The organism is Microbacterium paulum, assembly GCF_015707995.1.
Taxonomy (GTDB): Bacteria; Actinomycetota; Actinomycetes; order Actinomycetales; family Microbacteriaceae; genus Microbacterium; species Microbacterium paulum.
In genome coordinates this window covers 44,359-65,991 of the sequence record NZ_JAAGRY010000007.1, presented here as the reverse complement: position 1 = coordinate 65,991, position 21,633 = coordinate 44,359, and the positions used below count along the sequence as shown (strand labels likewise).

22 protein-coding genes and 1 pseudogene are annotated in these 21,633 nt (G+C 71.3%); 12 read left to right on the top strand and 11 right to left on the bottom strand.

Annotated features, from left to right (window positions below):
- Window positions 1–46: 46 nt before the first annotated feature.
- The 4 genes from G3N18_RS03310 to G3N18_RS03295 form a co-directional block, all read right to left on the bottom strand.
- Complete coding sequence (locus G3N18_RS03310; protein WP_196382883.1) at window positions 47–469, bottom strand: organic hydroperoxide resistance protein; 423 nt, start codon at window positions 467–469, stop codon at window positions 47–49.
- A gap of 63 nt (window positions 470–532) precedes the next feature.
- Window positions 533–982, bottom strand: a complete 450-nt coding sequence (locus G3N18_RS03305) for a MarR family winged helix-turn-helix transcriptional regulator (RefSeq protein WP_196382882.1) — start codon at window positions 980–982, stop codon at window positions 533–535.
- Between the two features lie 79 nt (window positions 983–1,061).
- Complete coding sequence (locus G3N18_RS03300) at window positions 1,062–1,475, bottom strand: hypothetical protein (protein ID WP_196382881.1); 414 nt, start codon at window positions 1,473–1,475, stop codon at window positions 1,062–1,064.
- Window positions 1,472–2,158 carry a cyclase family protein gene (locus tag G3N18_RS03295; RefSeq protein WP_196382880.1) on the bottom strand — a complete coding sequence of 229 codons (687 nt, stop codon included), beginning with the start codon at window positions 2,156–2,158 and terminating at the stop codon, window positions 1,472–1,474. The genes G3N18_RS03300 and G3N18_RS03295 overlap by 4 nt, the downstream gene beginning before the upstream one ends.
- Window positions 2,159–2,396: 238 nt before the next feature.
- Here G3N18_RS03295 and G3N18_RS15850 point away from each other — a divergent pair.
- The 3 genes and pseudogenes from G3N18_RS15850 to purU form a co-directional block, all read left to right on the top strand.
- Window positions 2,397–2,687: pseudogene (locus G3N18_RS15850) on the top strand (MFS transporter); the annotation flags it as partial.
- 257 nt (window positions 2,688–2,944) lie between these two features.
- Window positions 2,945–4,135: a cobalamin-independent methionine synthase II family protein gene (locus G3N18_RS03285; RefSeq protein WP_196382879.1), complete on the top strand. Its 1,191-nt coding sequence runs from the start codon at window positions 2,945–2,947 to the stop codon at window positions 4,133–4,135.
- A 198-nt stretch (window positions 4,136–4,333) separates the two neighbouring features.
- The gene (purU, locus tag G3N18_RS03280; protein WP_196382878.1) at window positions 4,334–5,215 is read left to right on the top strand and encodes a formyltetrahydrofolate deformylase; all 882 of its coding nucleotides are present in this window, start codon (window positions 4,334–4,336) and stop codon (window positions 5,213–5,215) included.
- Between the two features lie 123 nt (window positions 5,216–5,338).
- On the opposite strand, the gene G3N18_RS03275 is transcribed toward purU, so the two are convergent.
- The 3 genes from G3N18_RS03275 to G3N18_RS03265 form a co-directional block, all read right to left on the bottom strand.
- Window positions 5,339–6,379 carry a serine hydrolase gene (locus tag G3N18_RS03275; protein ID WP_338038215.1) on the bottom strand — a complete coding sequence of 347 codons (1,041 nt, stop codon included), beginning with the start codon at window positions 6,377–6,379 and terminating at the stop codon, window positions 5,339–5,341.
- Window positions 6,376–8,388 carry a M13 family metallopeptidase gene (locus G3N18_RS03270; protein ID WP_196382877.1) on the bottom strand — a complete coding sequence of 671 codons (2,013 nt, stop codon included), beginning with the start codon at window positions 8,386–8,388 and terminating at the stop codon, window positions 6,376–6,378. Before G3N18_RS03270 ends, G3N18_RS03275 begins: the two co-directional genes overlap by 4 nt.
- Window positions 8,389–8,503: 115 nt before the next feature.
- Window positions 8,504–10,321: a lipase family protein gene (locus G3N18_RS03265; protein WP_196382876.1), complete on the bottom strand. Its 1,818-nt coding sequence runs from the start codon at window positions 10,319–10,321 to the stop codon at window positions 8,504–8,506.
- A 276-nt stretch (window positions 10,322–10,597) separates the two neighbouring features.
- Here G3N18_RS03265 and G3N18_RS03260 point away from each other — a divergent pair, with 276 nt between their 5' ends.
- A complete protein-coding gene (locus G3N18_RS03260) occupies window positions 10,598–11,917 on the top strand; it encodes an MATE family efflux transporter (protein WP_196382875.1) in 1,320 nt (439 codons plus the stop codon).
- A gap of 95 nt (window positions 11,918–12,012) precedes the next feature.
- Window positions 12,013–13,440, top strand: a complete 1,428-nt coding sequence (locus G3N18_RS03255; RefSeq protein WP_196382874.1) for an AAA family ATPase — start codon at window positions 12,013–12,015, stop codon at window positions 13,438–13,440.
- A gap of 47 nt (window positions 13,441–13,487) precedes the next feature.
- Here G3N18_RS03255 and G3N18_RS03250 read toward each other — a convergent pair whose 3' ends face one another.
- Window positions 13,488–14,090 (bottom strand): TrmH family RNA methyltransferase, encoded by a 603-nt coding sequence (locus G3N18_RS03250; RefSeq protein ID WP_206692921.1) that lies wholly within the window; start codon window positions 14,088–14,090, stop codon window positions 13,488–13,490.
- 345 nt (window positions 14,091–14,435) lie between these two features.
- On the opposite strand from G3N18_RS03250, the gene G3N18_RS03245 reads away from it, so the two are divergent.
- Both G3N18_RS03245 and G3N18_RS03240 read left to right on the top strand, forming a co-directional pair.
- On the top strand, window positions 14,436–15,761 hold the full coding sequence (locus G3N18_RS03245; protein ID WP_338038213.1) for an Nramp family divalent metal transporter: 1,326 nt from the start codon (window positions 14,436–14,438) through the stop codon (window positions 15,759–15,761).
- A 10-nt stretch (window positions 15,762–15,771) separates the two neighbouring features.
- Window positions 15,772–16,416, top strand: coding sequence for an iron dependent repressor, metal binding and dimerization domain protein (locus G3N18_RS03240; protein ID WP_196382871.1), 645 nt, complete (start codon window positions 15,772–15,774; stop codon window positions 16,414–16,416).
- A 22-nt stretch (window positions 16,417–16,438) separates the two neighbouring features.
- On the opposite strand, the gene G3N18_RS03235 is transcribed toward G3N18_RS03240, so the two are convergent.
- Together G3N18_RS03235 and G3N18_RS03230 are read right to left on the bottom strand one after the other, a co-directional pair.
- Complete coding sequence (locus tag G3N18_RS03235; RefSeq protein WP_196382870.1) at window positions 16,439–17,098, bottom strand: VIT1/CCC1 transporter family protein; 660 nt, start codon at window positions 17,096–17,098, stop codon at window positions 16,439–16,441.
- 74 nt (window positions 17,099–17,172) lie between these two features.
- A complete protein-coding gene (locus tag G3N18_RS03230; protein ID WP_196382869.1) occupies window positions 17,173–18,129 on the bottom strand; it encodes an SDR family NAD(P)-dependent oxidoreductase in 957 nt (318 codons plus the stop codon).
- Window positions 18,130–18,170: 41 nt separating this feature from the next.
- Between G3N18_RS03230 and G3N18_RS03225 the strand changes: the two genes are divergently transcribed.
- The 5 genes from G3N18_RS03225 to G3N18_RS03210 all read left to right on the top strand — a co-directional run bounded on the left by G3N18_RS03225 (window position 18,171) and on the right by G3N18_RS03210 (window position 20,614).
- Window positions 18,171–18,980 carry an HAD-IIA family hydrolase gene (locus tag G3N18_RS03225; protein WP_196382868.1) on the top strand — a complete coding sequence of 270 codons (810 nt, stop codon included), beginning with the start codon at window positions 18,171–18,173 and terminating at the stop codon, window positions 18,978–18,980.
- Window positions 18,977–19,102 carry a hypothetical protein gene (locus G3N18_RS16275; protein WP_268932570.1) on the top strand — a complete coding sequence of 42 codons (126 nt, stop codon included), beginning with the start codon at window positions 18,977–18,979 and terminating at the stop codon, window positions 19,100–19,102. The genes G3N18_RS03225 and G3N18_RS16275 overlap by 4 nt, the downstream gene beginning before the upstream one ends.
- Window positions 19,102–19,281 (top strand): hypothetical protein, encoded by a 180-nt coding sequence (locus tag G3N18_RS03220; protein ID WP_230403804.1) that lies wholly within the window; start codon window positions 19,102–19,104, stop codon window positions 19,279–19,281. Before G3N18_RS16275 ends, G3N18_RS03220 begins: the two co-directional genes overlap by 1 nt.
- A 67-nt stretch (window positions 19,282–19,348) precedes the next feature.
- Entirely contained in the window at window positions 19,349–19,672 is a 324-nt protein-coding gene (locus G3N18_RS03215; RefSeq protein ID WP_196382867.1) for a hypothetical protein, read from the top strand.
- Between the two features lie 93 nt (window positions 19,673–19,765).
- Window positions 19,766–20,614 carry a universal stress protein gene (locus tag G3N18_RS03210; RefSeq protein ID WP_196382866.1) on the top strand — a complete coding sequence of 283 codons (849 nt, stop codon included), beginning with the start codon at window positions 19,766–19,768 and terminating at the stop codon, window positions 20,612–20,614.
- A gap of 454 nt (window positions 20,615–21,068) precedes the next feature.
- Here the strand turns inward: G3N18_RS03210 and G3N18_RS03205 are convergent, their stop codons facing one another.
- Window positions 21,069–21,593, bottom strand: a complete 525-nt coding sequence (locus G3N18_RS03205) for a hypothetical protein (RefSeq protein ID WP_196382865.1) — start codon at window positions 21,591–21,593, stop codon at window positions 21,069–21,071.
- Between the last annotated feature and the right edge of the window lie 40 nt (window positions 21,594–21,633).

Here is a 21,633-nt window from a genome sequence, read left to right as displayed (position 1 = left end):
CCGGCCCGGCCCGCGGCACCGGCGGGCCGCCGCCGCCCGAGGCGGTTCAGTCGTCGACGACGGTAACCGTCACGTCGATGTTGCCGCGCGTGGCATTCGAGTAGGGGCACACCTGGTGGGCGGCGTCGGCCAGCTGCTGGGCGACCTCGTGCGACACCTCGGGGATGTTCACCTCGAGCTCGACGGCGAGGCCGAACCCGCCTTGGCCGTTCGAGCCGATGCCCACCCGGGAGCCGACGCTCGATCCGTCGATCGCGACTTTCTGGGCGCGCGCGACGGCCTGCAGCGCGCCGTGGAAGCACGCGGCGTAGCCGGCGGCGAAGAGCAGCTCGGGGTTCGGCGCGCCACCCGCGCCGCCCATCTCTTTGGGAATGCGCACGTCCGTGTCGAGCAGGCCGTCGCTCGTGCGCACGTGGCCGTCACGGCCTCCACCGGTGGCGAGTGCTTCGGCGGTGTAGAGAATGTCCATGAGGGGTCCTTTCGGTCGGTCTTCGGTAGGAGCTCGTGCGCCGGTCGGCGCGACGAGAGGTCTTCAGGCGGCGGTGCGCAGGTCGGCCGTGAGCGCGCGCATGTTCGCGGTGATGGCGCCCAGCTGCGCGAGCAGGTCGGTGAGGCTGCGCCCGCTGTCGACGAACGCGGGCACGAGGCATCCGGCTGCGGCGATCACCTCGTCGTGCACGGCGCGACCCTCGTCGGTGAGCGAGACGCGCACGATGCGGTCGTCGCCCGCGTCGCGGCGGCGGGCGACGAGGCCGCGCTCGTCGAGGCGGCGCAGCAGCGGCGACAGCGTGCCCGAGTCGAGTCCCAGCTCATCGCCGAGCTCGCCCACCGATCGCTCGCCCGTCGCGAGCACGACCATCGCGAGGTACTGCGGGTAGGTGAGCCGCCATGGCTTGAGCACCTCGCGGTACGCCTGCGTCGTCGCGTGCGAGGCGGTATACATCGCGAAGCAAACGAAGTCGTCGAGGGGCTGCGTCGTCATGCAGACAACGATCGCACACAATTCGATTGTGCACAACTAATAATTCTGCAAAAACTCCCACGGAGAGGGATTCCGGCGCTCAGCGCTCCCGCGTGAAGCCGTCGGGGTCGCCCGCGCGCGGGGCGCGGAGCCCCGCCGGGATCGGCCACGGCAGCGTGAACCGCTCGGTCGCGCGGCTGACGTCGCCGTAGTCGTCGACCTTCACGACGATGCGCGCGGGCGTCACTTCGAGCATCCGCACCCGCAGCGGCGTGCCGCCCTCACGCTCGAGCATCCACACGTCGGCGAGGTAGCCGATGCCGCGCTCTTCGAGCGCCGCCTCCGCGTCGAGCCAGTCGACGGATGCCACGGCCTCGCGCCCCAGCAGATCGATCGCCGTCCAGGCGTCGCCGTCGGGCCGGATCCACCCGACGAGCTCGCCGTCGTCGCGGCGATGCACCGTCCAGTCGCCGGGGACGCCCCCGCCCGCATCTGCCGCGGCGCCCGGAGTCACCGCGGCACCTGCCCGAAGGCGCGCACGGGGAACGTGCCGAAGCCCTCGATCGCGGGCGGCGCGGCGGTGAACGTCGCCCCCGTCGGCGGCAGGTCTCCGAGGCGCGTGAGGTGCTCGACGACGTGCACGCCGGCGCCCAGGAGCAGGCTGTGGGCGGGTCGGGCGCCGCCGGTTTCGGGCGCGGTGTCGTCGATGTTGACCGAGTCGATGCCGACGAGCACCGCCCCCTGCTCGATGAGCCACTGCGCCGCCTCGCCGGTGAGGAACGGCGCGCCGACCCCGTAGTCGGGCCCGCCGAAGTGCTCGTCCCAGCCGGTGTGCAGCAGCACGGCGGCGCCGCGCACATCGCGATCGGCGAGCGCCTCGGGTCGGATGCCCCGCCGGCCCGGCTCCCAGGCATCCGTCAGGTGGAAGACCTCGGCGCGCAGTCCGACGAGCGTCGACAGGTCGAGTCCCGCGAGGTCGGCGCCGTCGGCGTAGCGGTGGAACGGCGAGTCGAGGTAGGTGCCGGTGTTGCCGATCATCGTGATGACGTCCATCGCGAACTCGGTGCCCGGCGCATAGGTCGCCCGCGACGCCTCGCGCGTGAGATGCGGGGTGATGACGGGTGCGGGAAGGCCCGGGTAGGTGACGAGCCCGCCGCGGATCGGGTGGCTGAGGTCGATGATGCGAGTGTCGGTCACGGCGCCAGCCTAGGTTCGCGCGGCGCGGAGAGGCATCCGTTCTGCGGAGATCAGCACTCTTTCGGACGGATTCGGCAGGATTCCTCCGCGGCCCCGCAGATCTCCGCGGGTGCGCGGGGCCTCGCCGGTACCCTCGGCGGATGAGCGCACGCAATCCCATGGCATCCACCGACCCCTCGAGCGGCGAGGCAGACACCCGCTTCTTCGGCCAGCCGAAGGCCCTCGCGAACGTGTTCGGGCGATCGTCGGCATCTTGTTCGTCTTCACCGTCGCCGAGCTGCTGCTCTCGCCGGTCGGCCTGTCGGTGACGACCAAGCTCGCGCCCGACGCGTTCCACACGCAGATGGTCGCGCTCTTCTTCCTCTCGGTCTCGCTCGGCACCGCCATCGCGGGGCAGCTCGCGTCGCTCTACAACCCCGACGACGAGGTGCCGTACTTCACGACGCTCGCGCTCATCGCGATCGCGATCGGCGTCGTGCTGCTCGTCTCGGCGAAGCCCGTGCTGCGTCTCATGCGCGGGGTGCGCTGACCTGGCCTGATCCGCGCCGGGTGCAGCCGCGCCTGGCCGAGCCCGGCCTGGCTCAGCCCGGCCCGGCCCGGGACCCCGGCATCCGTCACCTCTTGTCATACGGTCACGCTGGTGCGTCCGGCGGTTCTACGCTTGGGGTGGCTCGAAAACCGGAAGCCTCCGCCTTGAGCAACGCGCGTCGATCGCCGCTGCAAGAGCTCTCTGACGGCTTGCCCGCGGCCTCAGCCCGGCAGGCCCTCTACCCCAGGAGGAGAACCATGCCCGTTCAGACCACCACCTCGGGAAGTCTGCCCCGCACGCAGGCGCTGATCGACGCGAACAAGGCGCGCGCGTTCGACGACGACGGCTTCACGCTGCAGCAGACCCCCGAGGTCGACGCCCTCACCGCGCAGGCGGTCGCCGACGTCGTCGAGCGCCAGCGCGACGCCGGCATCACCCTCGTCGGCGACGGCGAGTTCGGCAAAGCGATGACGGGTGCCGTCGACTACGGCGCCTGGTGGGGCTACTCGTTCCAGCGCGTCTCGGGCCTCTCGCTCACCGAGATCAACGCGTTCACCGAGCCGCCCGTCGAGTCGTCGCCCGGCAACGTGCGGCTCACGAGCTTTCTGAACCGCCGCGACCGGCAGCTGTTCCCCGCCGTCTACGCCGAAGCCGTCGACACCGGATCGGGCGCCGCCCCCTTCCCCACCACGACGGGTCCCCTCGCCTACCGCGGGCAGGATGCCGTGGCATCCGACATCCGTAACCTGAAGGCCGCCCTCCGCCCGGGCGAGCAGGGCTTTCTCACCGCGATCGCGCCGGGGTCGGCCGCACGCGTGCGCAACGAGTACTACGCGACCGACGAGGAGCACATCTTCGCGTGGGCCGACGCCCTGCGCGAGGAGTACCGGGCGATCGTCGACGCCGGCCTCATCTTGCAGCTCGACGACCCGTCGCTCGCCGAGAACTTCGACCAGATCTCGCCCGAGCCCTCGATCGCCGACTACCAGGCGTTCACGCAGATCCGCATCGACGCGATCAACCACGCGATCGCGGGTCTTCCCGAAGACCAGGTGCGCCTGCACCTGTGCTGGGGCTCGTGGCACGGGCCGCACACGACCGACATCGAGCTGAAAGACATCCTGCCGGTCGTGCTGAAGGCGAACGTCGGGTCGATCTCGTTCGAGGCCGGGAACGTCCGCCACGAGCACGAGTCGGTGGCGTGGGCCGACGCCTCGGCATCCGGCGCACTGCCCGACGACCTCGTGCTCGTGCCCGGCGTCGTCAGCCACGCCACGAACGTCGTCGAGCACCCCGAGCTGGTCGCGCAGCGCATCCGCCGCTACACCGACATCGTCGGCGCCGACCGCGTCATCGCCTCGACCGACTGCGGCCTGGGCGGACGCATCCACCCCGACATCGCGTGGGCCAAGCTGGCCTCGCTCGGCGAGGGCGCGCGCCGCGCCTGACCCGCGCGCGCCCTCTCCCTCCTCCCCTCGTCTCGCCCCTGCCCGGGCCGGACCTCGCCGCACCCTGGGGCGGCTTCCGCCGAGGGGTCGCGACACGCCGTTGACCCGGTGATGGATGCCGCGTGTCGCGACCCCTCGCGGGACGGGGGCAGGGAGCGGGGAGAAGGGGAAGGGCGCGGCATCGGGCAGAATCGATCCATGGCTCCCGTGCACGATCCCCAGCTCCCCGCCGACCACGCGTGTCTCATCGTGCACGGCAGCGACAAGCCCGGCATCGTCGCGGCCGTGTCGGCGATGATCACGCGCATCGGGGGGAACATCGTCGCGTTCGACCAGTTCTCCGACGACCACCGCGGCGGGGCGTACTTTCAGCGCGTCGTGTTCCACCGGCCCGACTTCGCGGCGGAGCGCCCCGCGATCGAGGCCGACATCGCCGCGACCCTGGCCGATTTCGAGCTCGAGTGGAAGCTCACCGACCAGTCGGTGCCGCAGCGGATGGCGATCCTGGCATCCAAGCAAGACCACTGCCTGCTCGACCTGCTGTGGCGCCACCGCCGCGGCGACCTGCCCGTGACGATCCCGATGGTGATCTCGAACCACACGACGACGGCCGAGGATGTGCGCAGCTTCGGCGTGCCGTTCTTCCACGTGCCGTCGGTGCCCGGCCCCGACAAGTCGGCGTCGGAGGCCGAGATCCTGAAGCTGCTCGTCGGCAACGTCGACTTCGTCGTGCTGGCGCGCTACATGCAGATCCTCTCCCCCGAGTTCCTCGACGCGCTCGGGGTTCCGGTGATCAACATCCACCACTCGTTCCTGCCCGCGTTCATCGGCGCCGAGCCGTACAAGAAGGCGAAGGAGCGGGGCGTCAAGCTCATCGGCGCGACCAGCCACTACGTCACCGGCGACCTCGACGAGGGCCCGATCATCGAGCAGGACACCGTGCGCGTCACCCACGCCGAATCGTCGGCCGAGCTCGCTCGCCGCGGCGCCGACGTCGAGCGCCAGGTGCTCTCGCGCGCCGTGCTGTGGCACGCGCAGGACCGCGTCATCCAGCACGGCAACCACACGATCGTCTTCTGACCCGCCGGGCAACAGCATCCATGTCCCACATATGGTCGCTTTCGCGGCCTTCAGACAGCCGTTTGTGGGACAACCCCTGCCGCAAGTGAGACAACCCCCGCCGTTAGGGGGACGAGCACCGCCTCAGAACACGTACTCCATGAGGTCGGCGCCGAGGGCGCGGAACGCCTCGTGCGCGCGCAGGCGGTGCGCGATCGAGAGGTCGTCGAAACCGACGAGCAGCGCGAAGGCGACCCCGCCGCGCGGGCCGGCGAGCACTCCCGCCTCGGCACGGATGCCATCGCCGCGCCCCGTCTTGTTGACGAAGAGCATGCCGTAACGGTCGTCTTCGTGCGCGAACGGGTCGAGCGCCGTCGCCGCGCCGACCAGCGCGAGGTCTTGATTCAGGTTGAGCCACTCGCCGACCTGCGCACTGACCGCCGGCGAGACGACGCGCGCGTTGACGATCGCCGCGAACAGCGCCGACAGGTCACCGGCGGTCGACAGCGCCACCTGCGGGGCATCGTCGGGCCCGCGCACGTCGCGAAAGCCGTCGAGCAGCGCCGTCTTCTCGAGCCCGATGTCTTCCATGCGCGAGCGCACCGCGTCGAGCCCCACGCGCGCCAGCAGCGCGTTCGCCGCAGCGGCGTCGGATGCCGCGGCCGCCAGCACCGCGAGGTCGCGCACCGGCAGGGCGGGCGCCGCGAGGTGCTGCCACAGTCCCGCCAACGCGACCTCGTCGACCGATCGGCGCTCGATGATCTCGAGCGGGTCGAGCTGCCCGAACTCGAACTGCGCGGCGACCTCGATGAGAAGCGGCACGACGCCGATTCCCCCGACGGGCAGCGTCAGGTGGTCGTCGCCCGTGAGCACCTCTTCACCCGAGTCGAGGTCGGCGACGCGCACCGACACGTGCGCCCCCGCCGACGACAGCGCGTCGAGAGCCTTCAGCGTGCCGATGAACGAGCGCTCGCGCAGCGACGACCGGGTCGGCGCGGCTCCCGCAGCCGGCTCGGTGCCGCGCCGCGCGCGGCGCAGGGTCGTCGCCCCGGCCGGGGCCCCGGGAGCGGCCGGCGCGGCGGGGGGGGACCTCGCCCCGCGCCCCCCCCCACACGACCACCCGCGCTCCTCGCGAGCACGGTCGTCGTCGGCACCACCGTGGCGCCTGCGCAGGGTCTCGCTCACCAGATCGTCACGCGCTGGTCGGCGTCGAGCCAGAGGGCGTCGTCGCCCGACACGTCGAAGGCACGGTAGAACTCGTCGACATTGCGCACGATCTGGTTGCAGCGGAACTCGTTCGGCGAGTGCGGGTCGATCGTGAGCAGCCGGATCGTCTCGGCGTCGCGCCCCTTCTGCTGCCAGATCTGCGCCCAACTGAGCAGCAGGCGTTGGATGCCGCTGAAGCCGTCGATCTCGGGACCGTCGACAGCCGAGGCATCCGCGTCGTCGTCGCCGTTCGCGGCGAGGTGCAGCCGGTAGGCCTTGATCGCGATGCCGAGGCCGCCGAGGTCGCCGATGTTCTCGCCGATCGTCAGGGCGCCGTTGACGTGGTGGTCGTCGGAGAGTCGCTCGCCGTCGAGCCCGCGCGGCACGAGCGCGTCGTACTGGGCGATGAGGGCGCCGGTGCGCTCTTCGAACGCCGCCCGGTCGTCGTCGGTCCACCAGTCGTTGAGGGCGCCGGTGCCGTCGAACGCCGAGCCCTGGTCGTCGAAGCCGTGACCGATCTCGTGGCCGATGACCGCGCCGATGCCGCCGTAGTTCGCCGCGGCATCCCGCTCCAGGTCGAAGAACGGGTACTGCAGGATCGCGGCGGGGAAGACGATCTCGTTCATCAGCGGGTTGTAGTACGCGTTGACCGTCTGCGGGGTCATGTACCACTCGTCGCGGTCGATCGGCTGTCCGAGCTTGGCGAGCTGACGGTCGTGCTCCCACGCGTTCGTGCGCAGCACGTTGCCGATCAGGTCGCCCGGGTCGACCTCGAGGGCGCCGTAGTCCTTCCACTTCTCGGGGAAGCCGACCTTCGGCGTGAAGGCGGCGAGCTTCTCGAGCGCGCGCTCGCGCGTGGCCGGGGTCATCCATTCGAGGCCCTCGATCGACTGCCGATAGGCCTCGATGAGGTTCGCGACGAGCTCGTCCATCGCCTCTTTCGCTGCCGGCGGGAAGTGCCGCTCGACGTAGACCTTGCCGACCGCCTCGCCCATCGCCGCTTCGACGAAGCTCACACCGCGCTTCCACCGCTCGCGGTTGACCGGCACGCCGGTGAGCTCCGTGCCGTAGAACGCGAAGTTGGCGTCGACGAAGTCCTGCGAGAGGAACGCGGCGGATGCCCGGATGACGTGCAGCCGCAGCCACGCCTTCCAGTCCTCGAGCCGGTCTTCGGTCAGCAGCGAGCCGAGGCCGGACAGCGCGCTCGGCTGGTTCACGTTGACCTCGGCGAACCCGCTCTGATGGTCCGGCGCCACGGCATCCAGCCACGGCGTCAAATCGGCGCCGACGAGCTGTTGCAGGTCACCCCACGTCATGAGGTTGTACGTCGCGACGGCGTCGCGCGAGCGGACGTTGTCCCAGTGGTGGCTCGCGATCTCGGTCTCGAGCGCGAGGATGCGGTCGGCCGGCGCCGAGGCATCCTCGACCCCCGCGAGCCCCAGCATGGTCGCCGCGTACTCGCGGAACGCGGTGCGCGTCTTCGCGAAGTTCTCGAGCCGGTAGTAGCTCTCGTCGGGCAGCGACAGTCCCGACTGCACGATGAAGGCGACGTAGCGGTCGGGCTTTCCCGGGTCGGGCTCGATGTACGTGCCGAACAGGCCGCCGACCCCCTCGCGCTCGAGCTCGCCGACCGTGCGCAGGAGCGCCGGCACGGAGTCGATCGCGTCGATCCGCGCGAGCTGCTCGCGCAGCGGCGCGGCGCCGAGCTGCTCGATGCGGTCGGTGTCCATGAAGCTCGTGTAGAGGTCGCCGATCTTGCGCGTCTCGGTGCCGGGCGCGGCGCCGGTCGCCTCTTCGATGATCGTGTGCACGTCGCGCTCGGCCTGCTCGGCGATCAGGTGGAACGAGCCCCACCGGGCCTTGTCTTCGGGGATCTCGGTGCGCTCGAGCCACGAACCGTTGACGTACCGGAACAGGTCGTCTTGCGGTCGGATCTCGGGGCTCAGTTCGGACAGCTCGATACCCGAGCGAAGGGGGTTCTCGGTCATGGCTCCACAATAGGCGCCCCGTCTGAGCCGCACGCCGTGAAGATCACAGGATGCCTCGGCGTGCGGGCCTGCGCGGCGCACGCCGGCGACCTCGCCGGCCGCGCCCGCGCGCGCGTCAGCGAGGCGTGTCGGTGATGGAGCAGTCGGCGTTCGCCGACTCGCCGTCGAACCGGGCGTGCGTCCACGCGATGGCGTCGGCGATCATCGGCGAGTACGTCTCCATCACCTGCGCATGCTCGTACCCCGTGTAGCGGTGGTACTCGATGCGTTGACCGTCGGCGCACACGCGCTTGACGTAGCCGTCTTGCATCGTCTGCGGCACGATCGAGTCCGACCCGCCCTGCCCGAGGAACAGCGGCGGACCGAGCCCCGTGGGCGAGGAGTTCTCGCGCAGCCGCGTGCCCAGCGGCCCGTAGGCGGGGTTCGTCGAGAAGAGGTCGGGGTCGGCGCTCGTGCCGAGCACCGCGAGCACCGACAGCGCCATCGACGGGTCGGTGAGGCACCGCTCCGACATCGCCCGCAGCACGGGCTGCATGCCCGGGCGGATGTAGCGCGGATAGGTGATGTCGGGGTAGATCTCGCTGTAGGCGGCGAACGCGTACGACGCGAAGATCAGCCCGCCCTGCACGTCGCCGACGTGGTCGACGAGCGCGGTCGAATCGCTCGCGGGTGCGAAGGCCGCGACACCGCGCACCCACACTTCGGGCGCGTACGAGCGCGCGAGCGCCGCCGACCACAGCGCCGCCGCGCCGCCCTGCGAGTGCCCCCAGATCACGGTGCTCGAGCTCAGCTGCGCCTCGTCGATCTCGCGCGCCGCACGCACGGCGTCGAGCGACGCGTACGCGCTCGGCGCGCCGAACAGATACGGGTGCGGGCCCGGCGTGCCGAGGCCGATGTAGTCGGTCGCGACGATCGCCCAGCCCTCTTTGAGCACCTTCTTGATCGGGTACAGCCCGCCCGCCCAGAACGGCCGCGCCTGCAGCGACGGCGCGCAGTGCTGGGCGTAGCCGGTGGTCGAGTGGTTCCAGTCGATCACCGGCCACCGCTGCCCCGGCTCACCGCCCTCGGGCACGACGACCAGTCCGCTCGCGGTGCGCACCTTCCCGTCGACGCCGGTCGTCGTATAGAGGATGCGCCACGCGACCGCGTTGTTCGGCACGTCGCGGGTGAACGGCTCGGCCCGGATCAGCCGGCCCGGCTCGTGCGGAATCGACCTCGGCGCCGCGTAGAACTCGTCGACGACGGTCGACCCTTCGCGCAGCGGCGCCGTCACGAGGGCGAACACGACCGTCGCGGTCACCGAGACGATCGCCATCGCGGCGCGGCCCCAGCGACGCTTCGGCACGGATGCCTCGGGCTCGCCCCGCTGCTCGCTCAACCGCTGCCTGCGGCGCACCGCCGTGCTCCACAGGTCGACGATGCCGCGGATGATGAGCGATCCCCCGAAGACCACCGCCACCACGAGCAGCGTGATGTCGGGCCAGACGAGCGCCAGCACACCGAAGATGAGACCGGTCGCGCCGAACGCGGCATCCGCGATGCGGTCGTCCCACCCGCGGCCCTTCAGCAGCGCCGTGCCCACACCCGCGGCACCGTTGACGAGCAGCAGCACGCCCGTGATGATCGCGACCGCGCGCACCGTCAGGCCCGGCCAGGCGAGCACGAAGACACCGAGCACGATCCAGCCGACCACGAGCGCCGTGCGCCAGCGCCCCTCGCCCTCGTCGACGCGCCCGGTCGCCGAGAGCACGCCCGTGAGCACCATGCCGCCGCCGAGAAGCAGCGCCAGCACGTCGAGGGCCGTCGTCGGGCGGATGACGATCACGGCGCCGAGCACGATCGACCCGATCGACAGCACGAGGCGCACCCAGGTCGGCGTGCGCGCGAGCGCGCGCACGAGCGCCAGCCTGTCCCAGAACCTCGCGCGCGCCACCCTTCCAGGCTACGTGGCGGGGCGGGCGGGGCGGCCGGGCGGCCTGCGGCGCGGGGTAAGGCGGGCGGAGGCGGCGGGCGGGGTGGCCGGGCGGGGTGGCGTGTGGCCGGCTGGCGTGGGGCCGGCTTGTGCGTTCGGCGTGGCAAAAGCAGGGCGAAACGGGCTTCTCACGCGCCTGCGGCCCCTCAGAGGCCGGTTCGCCCTGCTTTCGCGACACACGACGGGCCCGCCCCTTCCGCGTCTCGCCGCGTCGGCGCCCGGTCGTAGGCTCGGTCCATGGCCGCGCCGAATCTCAACCGCGAGATTCTGCGCCTGGCCGTCCCGGCCCTCGGCTCGCTCATCGCCGAGCCGATGTTCCTGATCGTCGACTCGGCGCTCGTCGGCCACCTCGGGGTGGTGCCGCTGGCGGGACTCGGCATCGCGTCTGCGGTGTTGCAGACGATCGTCGGCCTGATGGTGTTCCTCGCCTACTCGACGACGCCGGCGGTCGCCCGCCGGTTCGGCGCCGGCGAGCACACGGGGGCCGTGCGGGCCGGCATCGACGGGCTCTGGCTCGCCCTCGCTCTCGGCACCGTGCTCGCGGTGGTCGGATCGCTCACGACCCCGTGGCTCGTCTCGCTCTTCGGGGCCGACGCCGCCGTCTCAGAACAGGCCGTCATTTACCTGCAACTGTCGATGTGGGGGCTGCCGGCCATGCTCATCGTCTTCGCAGCGACGGGCCTGCTGCGCGGCATGCAAGACACCGTGACGCCGCTGTGGATCGCGGGGCTCGGCTTCGGCCTCAACGCCCTGCTCAACTGGCTGTTCATCTACGGGTTCGGCTGGGGCATCGCGGGGTCCGCCGCGGGCACGGTCGTCGCGCAGTGGTCGATGGTCGGGGCGTACGCGTTCGTGGTCGGGCAGCTCGCGCGGCAGCACGAGGCATCCGTTCTTCCGCAGCGCGAGGGGCTCCGCGGTTCGGCGCGGGCGGGGTGGTGGCTGTTCCTGCGCACCGTGTCGCTGCGAATCGCGTTCCTCGCGACGGTCTACGTCGCGACGGGGCTCGGCACCGACGAACTCGCCGGCTGGCAGGTGGCGTTCACGATCTTCTCGACAGCGGCCTTCGCGCTGGATGCCTTGGCCATCGCCGCGCAGGCGCTCGTCGGCCGGGGTCTCGGCGCCGACGACGAGCCGTTCGTGCGCCGGGTGCTCGGGCGCACGGTGGCGTGGGGTGCGTGGTTCGGGGTGCTCGTGGGCGGGCTGATCGCGGCCCTGTCGGGCGTGATCGGCCTCGTGTTCACCGGGTCTCACGACGTCGCCGCGCTCGTGCAGCCGGCCCTGCTGGTGCTGGCCGTCGCGCAGCCCGTGTGCGGAGTGGTGTTCGTGCTCGACGGCGTGCTCATGGGCGCGGGCGATGCCCGCTACCTCGCGATCGCGGGCGGTCTCAACCTGGTGCCCTACGTGCCGGCGCTCGTAGCCGTGTGGATCGCCCACCCCACCGGCGCGGAGGGCCTCGCCTGGCTCGCGGTCTGCTTCTTCGGCGTGTACATGCTCGCCCGGCTCGGCACGCTCGGCTGGCGCATCCGGCGTTCCGCCTGGCTCACCGCCGGGGCGTGACGCGGCGGCCGCTCGCGCGAGCCCGGCGCTGCTCCCGCGGGCCGACCGTGTCGAAGGGCTAGCCGGGGCGCGGTCATCGAACCTAGGTTGAGGGGGTGCCCACCGACGACGACGCCTTCCTCGCCCAGCTCCATCAGCTCGTGCGCCGCCTGAACGAGCGGCCTGACGAGAGGCCCGCATCGCTCACGCCGCTCGGCGAGCGCGTGCGCGATCACCTCGGCGTCGACCCGGGCAGCCTGCCCGTCGTCGTCGAGCAGGTCGCGCCGCACAGGCTGATCGACCTCGACCTGGCGCTCGACTCGCTCGCCGGCGACGACCCGACGGCGCTCGTCCTCGGCATCTCGGGCGGCCAGGCGCGCCATCACGAAGACCTCCCGTCGCTGATCCAGAGCCCGTACGCGCGGTTCACGGTGGATGCCGCGGTCGAATACGCGACCGTCGCCGACGGCCCGCGCAGCACGCGGCAGGTCGTCGCGATGGGCCTGCGCCTGCTGCACTGGAAGGGCGTTCCGTTCGCGGCGCTGCAGCGCGGCGCGAACCCGCGCTTCGGGCGGAACGCGGCGGAGCTCGAGATCCTGAGCCCCGACATCGACACGACGACCGCCTTCATCGACGAGCTGCGCCAAAGGATGAACGCGCTCAGCGTCGTTCGGGGCCAGGTCGTCACCTTCGGTCGCGACGAGTACGGTCAGGGCATCGGTGCAGTGACGTTCCTCGACCGCCCCGACGTGTCTGCCGACGCCGTCATCCTGCCGAGCGGCGTGCTCGAACGCGTGCGCGACCACGTCGCGGGGGTGAGCGAGAACGCCGACGCCCTGCGCGCGCACGGGCAGCACCTCAAGCGCGGCGTGCTGCTGTACGGCCCTCCCGGCACGGGCAAGACGCTGACGGTCCGCTACCTGCTGCACGAGCTGCCGGGAGCGACGACGGTGCTGCTGCAGGGCGGTTCGTTGGGGCTCGTCTCCGAGGCGGCGCGACTCGCGCGGGCGCTCGCCCCGTCGATCGTCGTGCTCGAAGACGTCGATCTCGTCGCGGCCGAGCGCGGCTCGTTCGGCCTGCAACCGATGCTCTTCGAGGTGCTCGACGCGCTCGACGGCATCGACGGCGACGCCGACGTCGCCTTCGTGCTCACGACGAACCGCGCCGACGTGCTCGAGCCGGCGCTGGCCGCACGCCCGGGCCGGATCGACCTCGCCGTCGAGATCCCTCTGCCCGACGTCGCCGCCCGCCGCGCGCTGTTCGCCCTCTACGCCGAGGGTCTGCCTTTGACCGCCGCGGCACTCGACCGCGCCGCCGACGAGGCCGAGGGCGTGACGGCGTCGTTCGCGAAGGAGCTCATCCGCCGGGCCGTGCTGCGGGCGACGCTCGCCGGGCGCGAGGTGGCCGACGACGACCTCGCCACCGCGCTCACCGAGCTTCGCGAGAGTACCGAAGGGGTCTCACGCGTGCTGTTCGGCGGCGAGGTCGGCGGCCCGCCGCCGAGCGGCCACGCGTCGGCGTTCCTGATCGGCGACATCGGCTGAGCTCAGGTGCCGTGATTTCGGGTCCGGTGCCGTCACGCCCAGTGACGTCACGCCCAGCGGCGGCACCACTCGTACATCACGACCGCCGCGGCGGCGCTCGCGTTGATCGAACGGGTCGAGCCGTACTGGGTGATCTCGACCACGCCCTGCGCGGCGGTGACGGCCTCGGGTGAGAGCCCCGGACCTTCCTGACCGAACAACAGCACGCAATGCTCGGGCAGGTCGGCACGGTCGACCGGCACCGAGCCGGGCACGTTGTCGACGGCGATGATCGGCAGAGTGGCATCCTTCGCCCATGCGGCGAACGCGGCGATGTCTTCATGGTGGCGCACGTGCTGGTAGCGGTCGGTGACCATCGCGCCGCGACGGTTCCAGCGGCGCTTGCCGACGATGTGCACCTCGGCCGCGCCGAAGGCGTTGGCGCTGCGCACGATCGAGCCGATGTTCATGTCGTGCTGCCAGTTCTCGATCGCGACGTGAAACGGATGCCGGTGTGCATCGAGGTCGGCGACGATGGCCTCCATCGTCCAGTAGCGGTACCGGTCGATGACGTTGCGGCGGTCTCCCCCGGCGAGCAGCTCACGGTCGTAGCGCGGGTCGTCGGGCCAGTCGTCGACGCTGCCGAGCCAGGGCCCCACGCCGACCGGCAGCTGCGGCTCGGCCTCGGACGCCGGAGCGCGCTCGGGCTCTGACCCGTTCTCGCCTTCCGGCTCGCCTGATGCGCCCACAGGTTCAGGCTAGTCGGGCGTTCGGCGCCCGCCCGATCCGGGGGCATCAGCAGGGGATCCCGTGCCGTCACCGCGGCTCCGCCGCCCCGCACCCCGGTTTCCCGTGCCGACGCCCCCACAGACGCGCCCACACCGGATTTTTCGATACGCCGAAATATCCGGTGCTACGTTTTCGGTGTGCCGAAAAATCCTTCGATGGGGCCGACAGGGCAGGAGCGGTCCGCCCAGCCCGCGCGCACGCCCCCGCGCGCGTCGGAGGGCGCGCCCGTGACCGCCCGCCGCCCGCGTGCCGCGTGGCTGCTGGGCCCGGCGCTCGTGGCGGGCGTCGCCTATCTCGACCCCGGCAACGTCGCGAGCAACATGACCGCGGGCGCCCGGTTCGGGTATCTGCTGGTGTGGGTCGTGGTGCTCGGCAACACGATGGCGTGGCTGATCCAATACCTGTCGGCCAAGCTCGGGGTCGTGACGGGGCGAAGCCTCGCCGAAACGCTCGGCGAGCGCCTGCACCGCCCGTGGGCGCGGCGGGCGTATTGGCTGCAGGCCGAGCTCGTCGCGATGGCGACCGACATCGCCGAGGTGATCGGCGGGGCGGTGGCCCTGTGGCTGCTGTTCGGGGTGCCCCTCCCGGTCGGCGGCCTCGTGACGGGGGCCGTCTCGCTGGCGCTGCTGCTCGTGCAGCAGCGGCGCGGGGCGCGCAGCTTCGAGTTCATCGTGATCGCGCTGCTCGCGATCATCGCGTTCGGGTTCGCGTACGGCGTGTTCGTCGCGCCGCCCGACCCGGCGGGCGTGATCGGCGGACTCGTCCCCCGCTTCGAGGGCGCCGAATCGGTGCTGCTGGCCGCCTCGATCCTCGGGGCGACGATCATGCCGCACGCGATCTACGCGCACAGCGCGCTCGCCCGCGACCGGTTCGCCGACGCCTCGACGACCTCAACCCCGCATCCCCCGACCGCCACCACCGACAAAACCACCCCGCACACCCCGACCGCCCCGACCCCGAACACCGCCACCCCACCCGACCCCGCCCGTATCCCCCGCCTGCTGCGGGCGACCCGGTGGGATGTCACGATCGCCCTGGCGATCGCGGGCACCGTGAACCTCGCCATCCTGCTGCTGGCCGCCGCGAACCTCGCCGGCGTGCCCGGCACCGACAGTCTCGAAGGCGCCTACGCCGCCCTGCAGTCGGGCCTCGGCGCGGTCGTCGCGACCCTGTTCGCGGTGGGGCTGCTCGCGAGCGGCCTCGCGAGCACGGCGGTCGGGGCCTACGCCGGCGCCGAGATCATGCAGGGCCTGCTGCGGGTGCGCGTGCCGCTCATCGCGCGGCGGCTCGTGACGCTCGCGCCCGCGATCGCGATCCTCGCCGCGGGCGTCGACCCGACGGCCGCGCTCGTGCTCAGCCAGGTGGTGCTGAGCTTCGGCATCCCGTTCGCGCTCGTGCCGCTCGTCGCCCTCACGGCGCGCACCGACGTGCTCGGCCGCTACCGCAACCGATGGTGGACGACGCTCGGCGGCGTGGCATCCGCGGTCTTTCTCATCGCGCTCAACGGGATGCTGCTGTGGCTCGTGCTGGGTGGCGCCCCGCCGGGCGGATAGCCTGGACCGCGTGCCCGCGAACTCCGTCGCGATCGACGACTACCTGAAGACGATCTACCACCACACCGAGTGGCAGAGCGTCGCGATCACGCCGTCGCAGCTCGCGGCCGAGCTCGCCCTGGCGCCGTCGACGGTGACCGAGATGGTGCAGAAGCTCGCGGCGCTGGGGCTCGTGTCGCACCGCCCGTACGGTCCGGTGTCGCTGACCGATGCCGGTCGCGCGCGGGCGGCGGCGATCATCCGCCGGCATCGCCTGATCGAGACGTGGCTGGTGCGCGAGTTCGACTACGCGTGGGACGAAGTGCACGACGAGGCCGAGGTGCTCGAGCACGCGATCAGCGACCGGCTGCTCGAGGGCATCTCGGCCCGGCTCGGGCACCCGACGCGCGATCCGCACGGCGACGCGATTCCGGATGCCTCGGGCGTGGTCGTGACCGAACCGTTCGTGCTGCTCGCCGAGGCCGTCATCGGGCACAGCGGGCGGGTGCTGCGGGTGAGCGATCGCGACCCGGCGCTGCTGAGGGCGCTCGAGGGTGCGGGCATCGATGTGGGCCACGCGGTGACGGTCACCGGCCGCGGTGCGGTGCAGGTCGACGGCGGCGCGACGATCGAACTTCCGGATGCCGCGGCGTCGGCCGTCTGGATCACCGCCTGACCTCGGTGCGAGCAGCCCGGGCTCAGAACAGGACGAGTCCCGCGACGTAGCTGACCGCCATCGTGCCGATGCCGACGACGAGGCTGCGCACCAGCACCTTGCGCAGCACGAGGTGCCCGGCGCGCGCGGCGATGATCGAGGCGACCGTGAGCGAGACGATGACGGCGATGACGATGACGGTGTCTTCGACTTGCATGGGAACGAGCCAGGTGATCAGGAGCGGGATCGAGGCGCCGACCATGAACGCGATCGCGGTCGCGAACCCCGACCAGATGGGGGCTGCGGGAGTGAGCAGCTCTTCGATGCCGAACTCGGCGTCGAGCTGGGCGGCGAGCGCGTCGTGGGCGGTGAGCTCTTCGGCGACGGTGCGGGCCGTCTCGGGCGAGAGGCCCTTGGCCTGCCAGTGGGCGGTGAGTTCGTCGATCTCGCCGCGCAGGTCGGCTTCGAGCTCCGCCGACTCTTCCCGTACGAGCCGCTGCTCGGCTTCGCGTTCCACGGCGACCTCGGCCCATTTCGCGCCGCCGGCCGAGAGCCCGCCGGCGATGGTCGCGGCGGTCGCGGCGAGCAGCAGCAGGCGGTCGCTCGCTCCCGCCCCGGCGAAACCCTGCAGCAGGCTGGCCGTGGCGATGATGCCGTCGTTGGCGTCGATCATCCAGCTGCGAAAGCTCGAGGCATCCGTCATCGCGGCGCGCAGGCGCCGCCAGCGCAGCGCCGCCGCGGCGGCGAGCCCGAGCCGTGTCGGCTACGGGGCGGTAGTCACCGCCGGCGCCTCGTGCGGCTCGCCTTCAGGTACGGCCAGGGCAGGCCGGTGGCGTGTTCGCAGTAGTTCCAAAGGCGCGCCGCGAGCTCGTGGTCGCGGGTGATCTTGGCGGGTGTCGCTCGGCGCACGGCCCCGGCGACGACGCGCGACGGTCCCCAGAACTGGCCGCCCTCGGCCTCGGGGTCGACGAGGGCGCGCACGAGCGGCCAGGCGCCGTGCTCTTTCGACTGGGTGATCGGGGCCTGCAGGTTGCCGATGAATCGGCGCCGGCGCGTGGGCTCGTTGACCCCGACGATGCCGCGGGTGCGGCCGCTGATCGAGAACCCGGGATGCGCGACGACGCTCGCGATGGGCACGCTCGCGGCGCGGAGGCGCCGGTCGGCCTCGAGCCCGAGGGCCGTCGTCGCGACCTTGGACTGCACGTAGGCGCGCCACGGGGTGTAGCCGTTCTCGAGCTCGGGGTCGATCGGGTCGTAGGGCCACATCGAGGTCGACATCGACCCGACCCACACCATGCGGCCGCGGCCGGCGGCCAGCGGGAGCAGCAGTTCGCCGGCGAGGGCGTAGTGGCCGAGTGCGTTGGTCGCGAAGACGATCTCGTGGCCGTCGGCCGTGGTCTCGCGGCGGCGCGGCGGGTGGACGATTCCGGCGTTCAGCAGCAGTCCGTGCAGCCCGGCGCGCCCGCGCACGGTCGCCGCCGCGGCGCGCACCGACCCCAGGTTGCTGGTGTCGAGGAGGAGGGTTTCGACCGAGGCATCCGGCGCATTGCGCAGCACCGCGGCACGCGCCGCAGCGAGACGGTTCGGGTTCCGTCCGGTCATGATGACGTGACCGCCGGCGGCGGCGAGCTGCAGCGACGAGAAGAAACCGAGACCGGCCGTCGAGCCCGTGACGAGATACCGGCGCCCCTCGAGGTCGGGGAGGCGGTGGGGGTCCCAGTCATCACGTGCCACGGGTCGAGACTAGGGCGGATCGCACCGCTAGGCTGGGCCCCATGCGGACACGTGCCGATATCGAATGCTGGCTCACCGACATGGACGGGGTTCTCGTCCACGAGAACAAGCCGATCCCGGGGGCGGCCGAGCTGCTCGCCCAGTGGCGTGACACCGGAACGCCCTTTCTGGTGCTGACGAACAACCCGTTCTACACGCCACGCGATCTGAGTGCGCGGCTGCGGATCTCGGGGCTCGAGGTGCCCGAAGAGCGCATCTGGACGTCGGCGCTCGCGACCGCGGAGTTCCTGAAGTCGCAGCACCCGGGCGGCACCGCCTTCGTCATCGGCGAGGCGGGGCTGACGACCGCGCTGCACGAGGCCGGGTACGTCATGACCGAGACGCAGCCCGACTACGTCGTGGTCGGCGAGACCCGCAACTACTCGTTCGACCGCATCACGCAGGCGATCCGGTTCATCAACGCCGGTGCGCGGTTCATCATCACGAACCCGGATGCCACAGGCCCCACCCCGACCGGAGTCGTGCCGGCGACCGGGTCGTTCGCGGCGCTCATCACACACGCGACGGGCAAGGCGCCGTACGTCGTCGGCAAGCCGAACCCGATGATGTTCCGCTCGGCGATGAACCGGATCGGGGCGCACTCCGAGAACACCGGCATGATCGGCGACCGCATGGACACCGATGTCGTCGCCGGCATCGAGGCGGGGCTGCACACGATCCTCGTGCGCACCGGCATCTCGGACGACGCCGAGATCGAGCGCTACCCGTTCCGCCCCGACGAGGTGCTCGATTCGGTCGCCGACCTGCTGTCGAGCGAACCCTTCGAGTCCGAAGACCCGGAGATCTTGTGAACCCGGTCGAGCAGACCCTGCTCTATCTCACGAGCATCGTGATCTTGCTCGGCACGCTGACCGTCTTCGTCGTGCAGTTCGTGCGCGGCCGGCGCCGCGGTTCGGGCGGGGGCGAGCGCTGATGGCGATCTTCTTGGTGCTCTCGGGCATGGCGCTGCTGATCTTCGCGCTCGTCCTGTTTCTGCGCGGGCGCAAGGATGCCCCGCAGGGAACGCCGCTGCCGAACGGCCGCGGCATCATGCTCCTGACCTTCGCGGGTCTGATCCTCGCTCTCGCCTCGCAGCTGCCGATCTTCCAGTAGTCCTGCTGCTGGCGCCGGGGCGTCGTGGGGGGTCGTGGCGGATCGCGCGCTCGGCTAGCGTGAGCCCATGTGGGCAGATGTCGCACGGCGCTGGGCCATCGCACTCGTGTGCGTCGTGGGCCTCGGCGTCGTGTTCGCCGCGACGTTCGAGCAGTGGCCGGCATGGGTCGTGTGGCTGACCGTCGCCGCATCTATCGGGCTGGTCTCGGCGCTGTCGGTGCGACCACGGCGAACGAGGCCCGGCAGTGGCGACGCCGGGCTCTACGCGTCGGATGCCTATTCCGACGCTTACCTCGGGCGCGCGCGCCCGACCCACCCGCACTCCGACGCGCAAGCCTCGTCGCAGATCATCGACCCGCCCCCGCACGATCCGCTGCGACTGCCCGACTGAGCGGCGGGGTTGTCACGGCGCGAGCGCATGCACGCGGCATCCGTCTCGCCTAGCGTGGGAGGACAGGATGCCCCCAACGGAGGGATAAGCCCGATGAACGACACGATCACCGTCGGAGTGACCGGCGCCCCTGCTTCTCACCGCGCGATCGACTGGGCGGTGCGCCGCGCGGAGGCTCGCTCGCAGCGGCTCGAGCTCGTCGCCGTCGTGGGCGGCGCGCTCGGGACGGTCGGCGAGGATGCCGTGGTCGAAGACGCGCTCGCGGCGACCGGCGAATTCCTCGAGGCTCAGGCGGAGCGCATCCGTGCGGCCGCGCCGTCGGTGCCGGTGGCGGTGCGCGCCGAGGCTGGGAATCCCGTGCGGGTGCTGATCGAGGCATCCAGCCGTTCTGCGTTGCTCGTCATCGGCAGCGACTATCGCGGCCCGGGCGACGGACCCCCGCGCGGCGCGCACGGCGTGCGGATCGCCGCCGGTGCCGCGTGCCCCGTCGTTGTGGTGCCCGATTTCGACACCGAGGGTCGGTCGGGCGTCGTCGTCGGTATCGACGGGTCGTCGGTGTCGGAGCACGCGCTGCGCTTCGCCGCCGCCGAGGCCGACCGGCTGGGCGAGGCACTCGTCGCGGTGAGCGTGTGGACTCCGCTGACCGCACCGCGCAATGACTTGGCCGTGTACCCCGACCTGTACCTCGAGAACATGCAGGCCTCGACCGAAGAGGTGCTGTCGCTCGCCCTCGCGGGCCTCGTGAGCGACTACCCCGACCTGGTCGTCGAGCGCCGCGTCGAGCGCGGCTACCCCTCGCAGGTGCTGAACGAGATCGCGAGCGGCGCCCGCCTCGCCGTCGTCGGCACGCACGGCCGCGGCGCGCTCGCCCGCTTCTTGCTCGGCTCGATCAGCCAGGAGGTGCTCGGCCGGCTCGCGACCGTTACTGCGGTGGTGCGGTGAGTTGGGTGGGTGAGTGGCTGCGGTGAGCGTGGTGTGCCGAGTCGGCGCGCAGGGTGTGGCGTATCGAGAGCGCGTCGCGCAGAGCGCGCGGCTGTCGCGCGGCGCTTCGGGCGAGTCATGCGGGCGAACGGACACGGACCAAAGTCGCATACTTGAAGACGAGGATCCCTGCGCGCAGCACGACCGGATTCGGACGTATCGCGGCGAACGCAACAGGCATATTTTCAGCCGCATGGACTAGCGCCTCGCGGGCCGTGCGACGGTGACTGATGTCCTCGGAACGCCCTTCCATGTTGGTCGTTACATCGCGGCGGAGGCGGCCCCATCGATTTGATCCCGCGCCAGACGGGCCCCACTCCCACGCAATGCCCGCTCAGGGATCGCTCACGCAAGACACAATCGACGCCGCCGGACGGTGGCCCGCAGCAGGCGATGCGAAAAGCGGGTCTCGCGATCAACCGATGTGCGAAAGCTCCGCTTGCATCGCCCCGAGCAACTCATCGCGCGTCCTTCGATACTCGACGAACTCTCTAATTACGCCACTTGCAGCATCGGCAAATACGTCTATGAGCTCTAGCTCGACCCGTTTGATCAGACGAGCAACTTCTGGACCGGCAACTACGGCTGCGGAGTTGCTGAGCGCGTCCAGCTCCTCGATGTAGGGCGCATTTTTCTTCAGATACCGCTGCTGCTCGGCTTCAGTCGCGGACTCCGACCAGCGAGCCAACTCGCCCGATGCGACTCCACTCGCAAAACTCAGGAGAACGTTCGAAGCCCTATTGCAACCCGATAGAAGTTCCGCGTATGCCTCACGTCGAAGGGCTCGAAGCTCGCGTCGCTCAGTGGCGAGTAACTCCTGCTCACGGTCCATTCGGGACCAGCGGCGTCTCAGCACAGCACCAAAGCCACTCGCCAACGCAGTGACGACAACGCCACTAAGGGTGAGCAATCCGGCGATGAGCGCTACTTGAGTTTCCATTTGCAGTTTCTGTGCCCCTGACACCTAAACCGCCATTGTT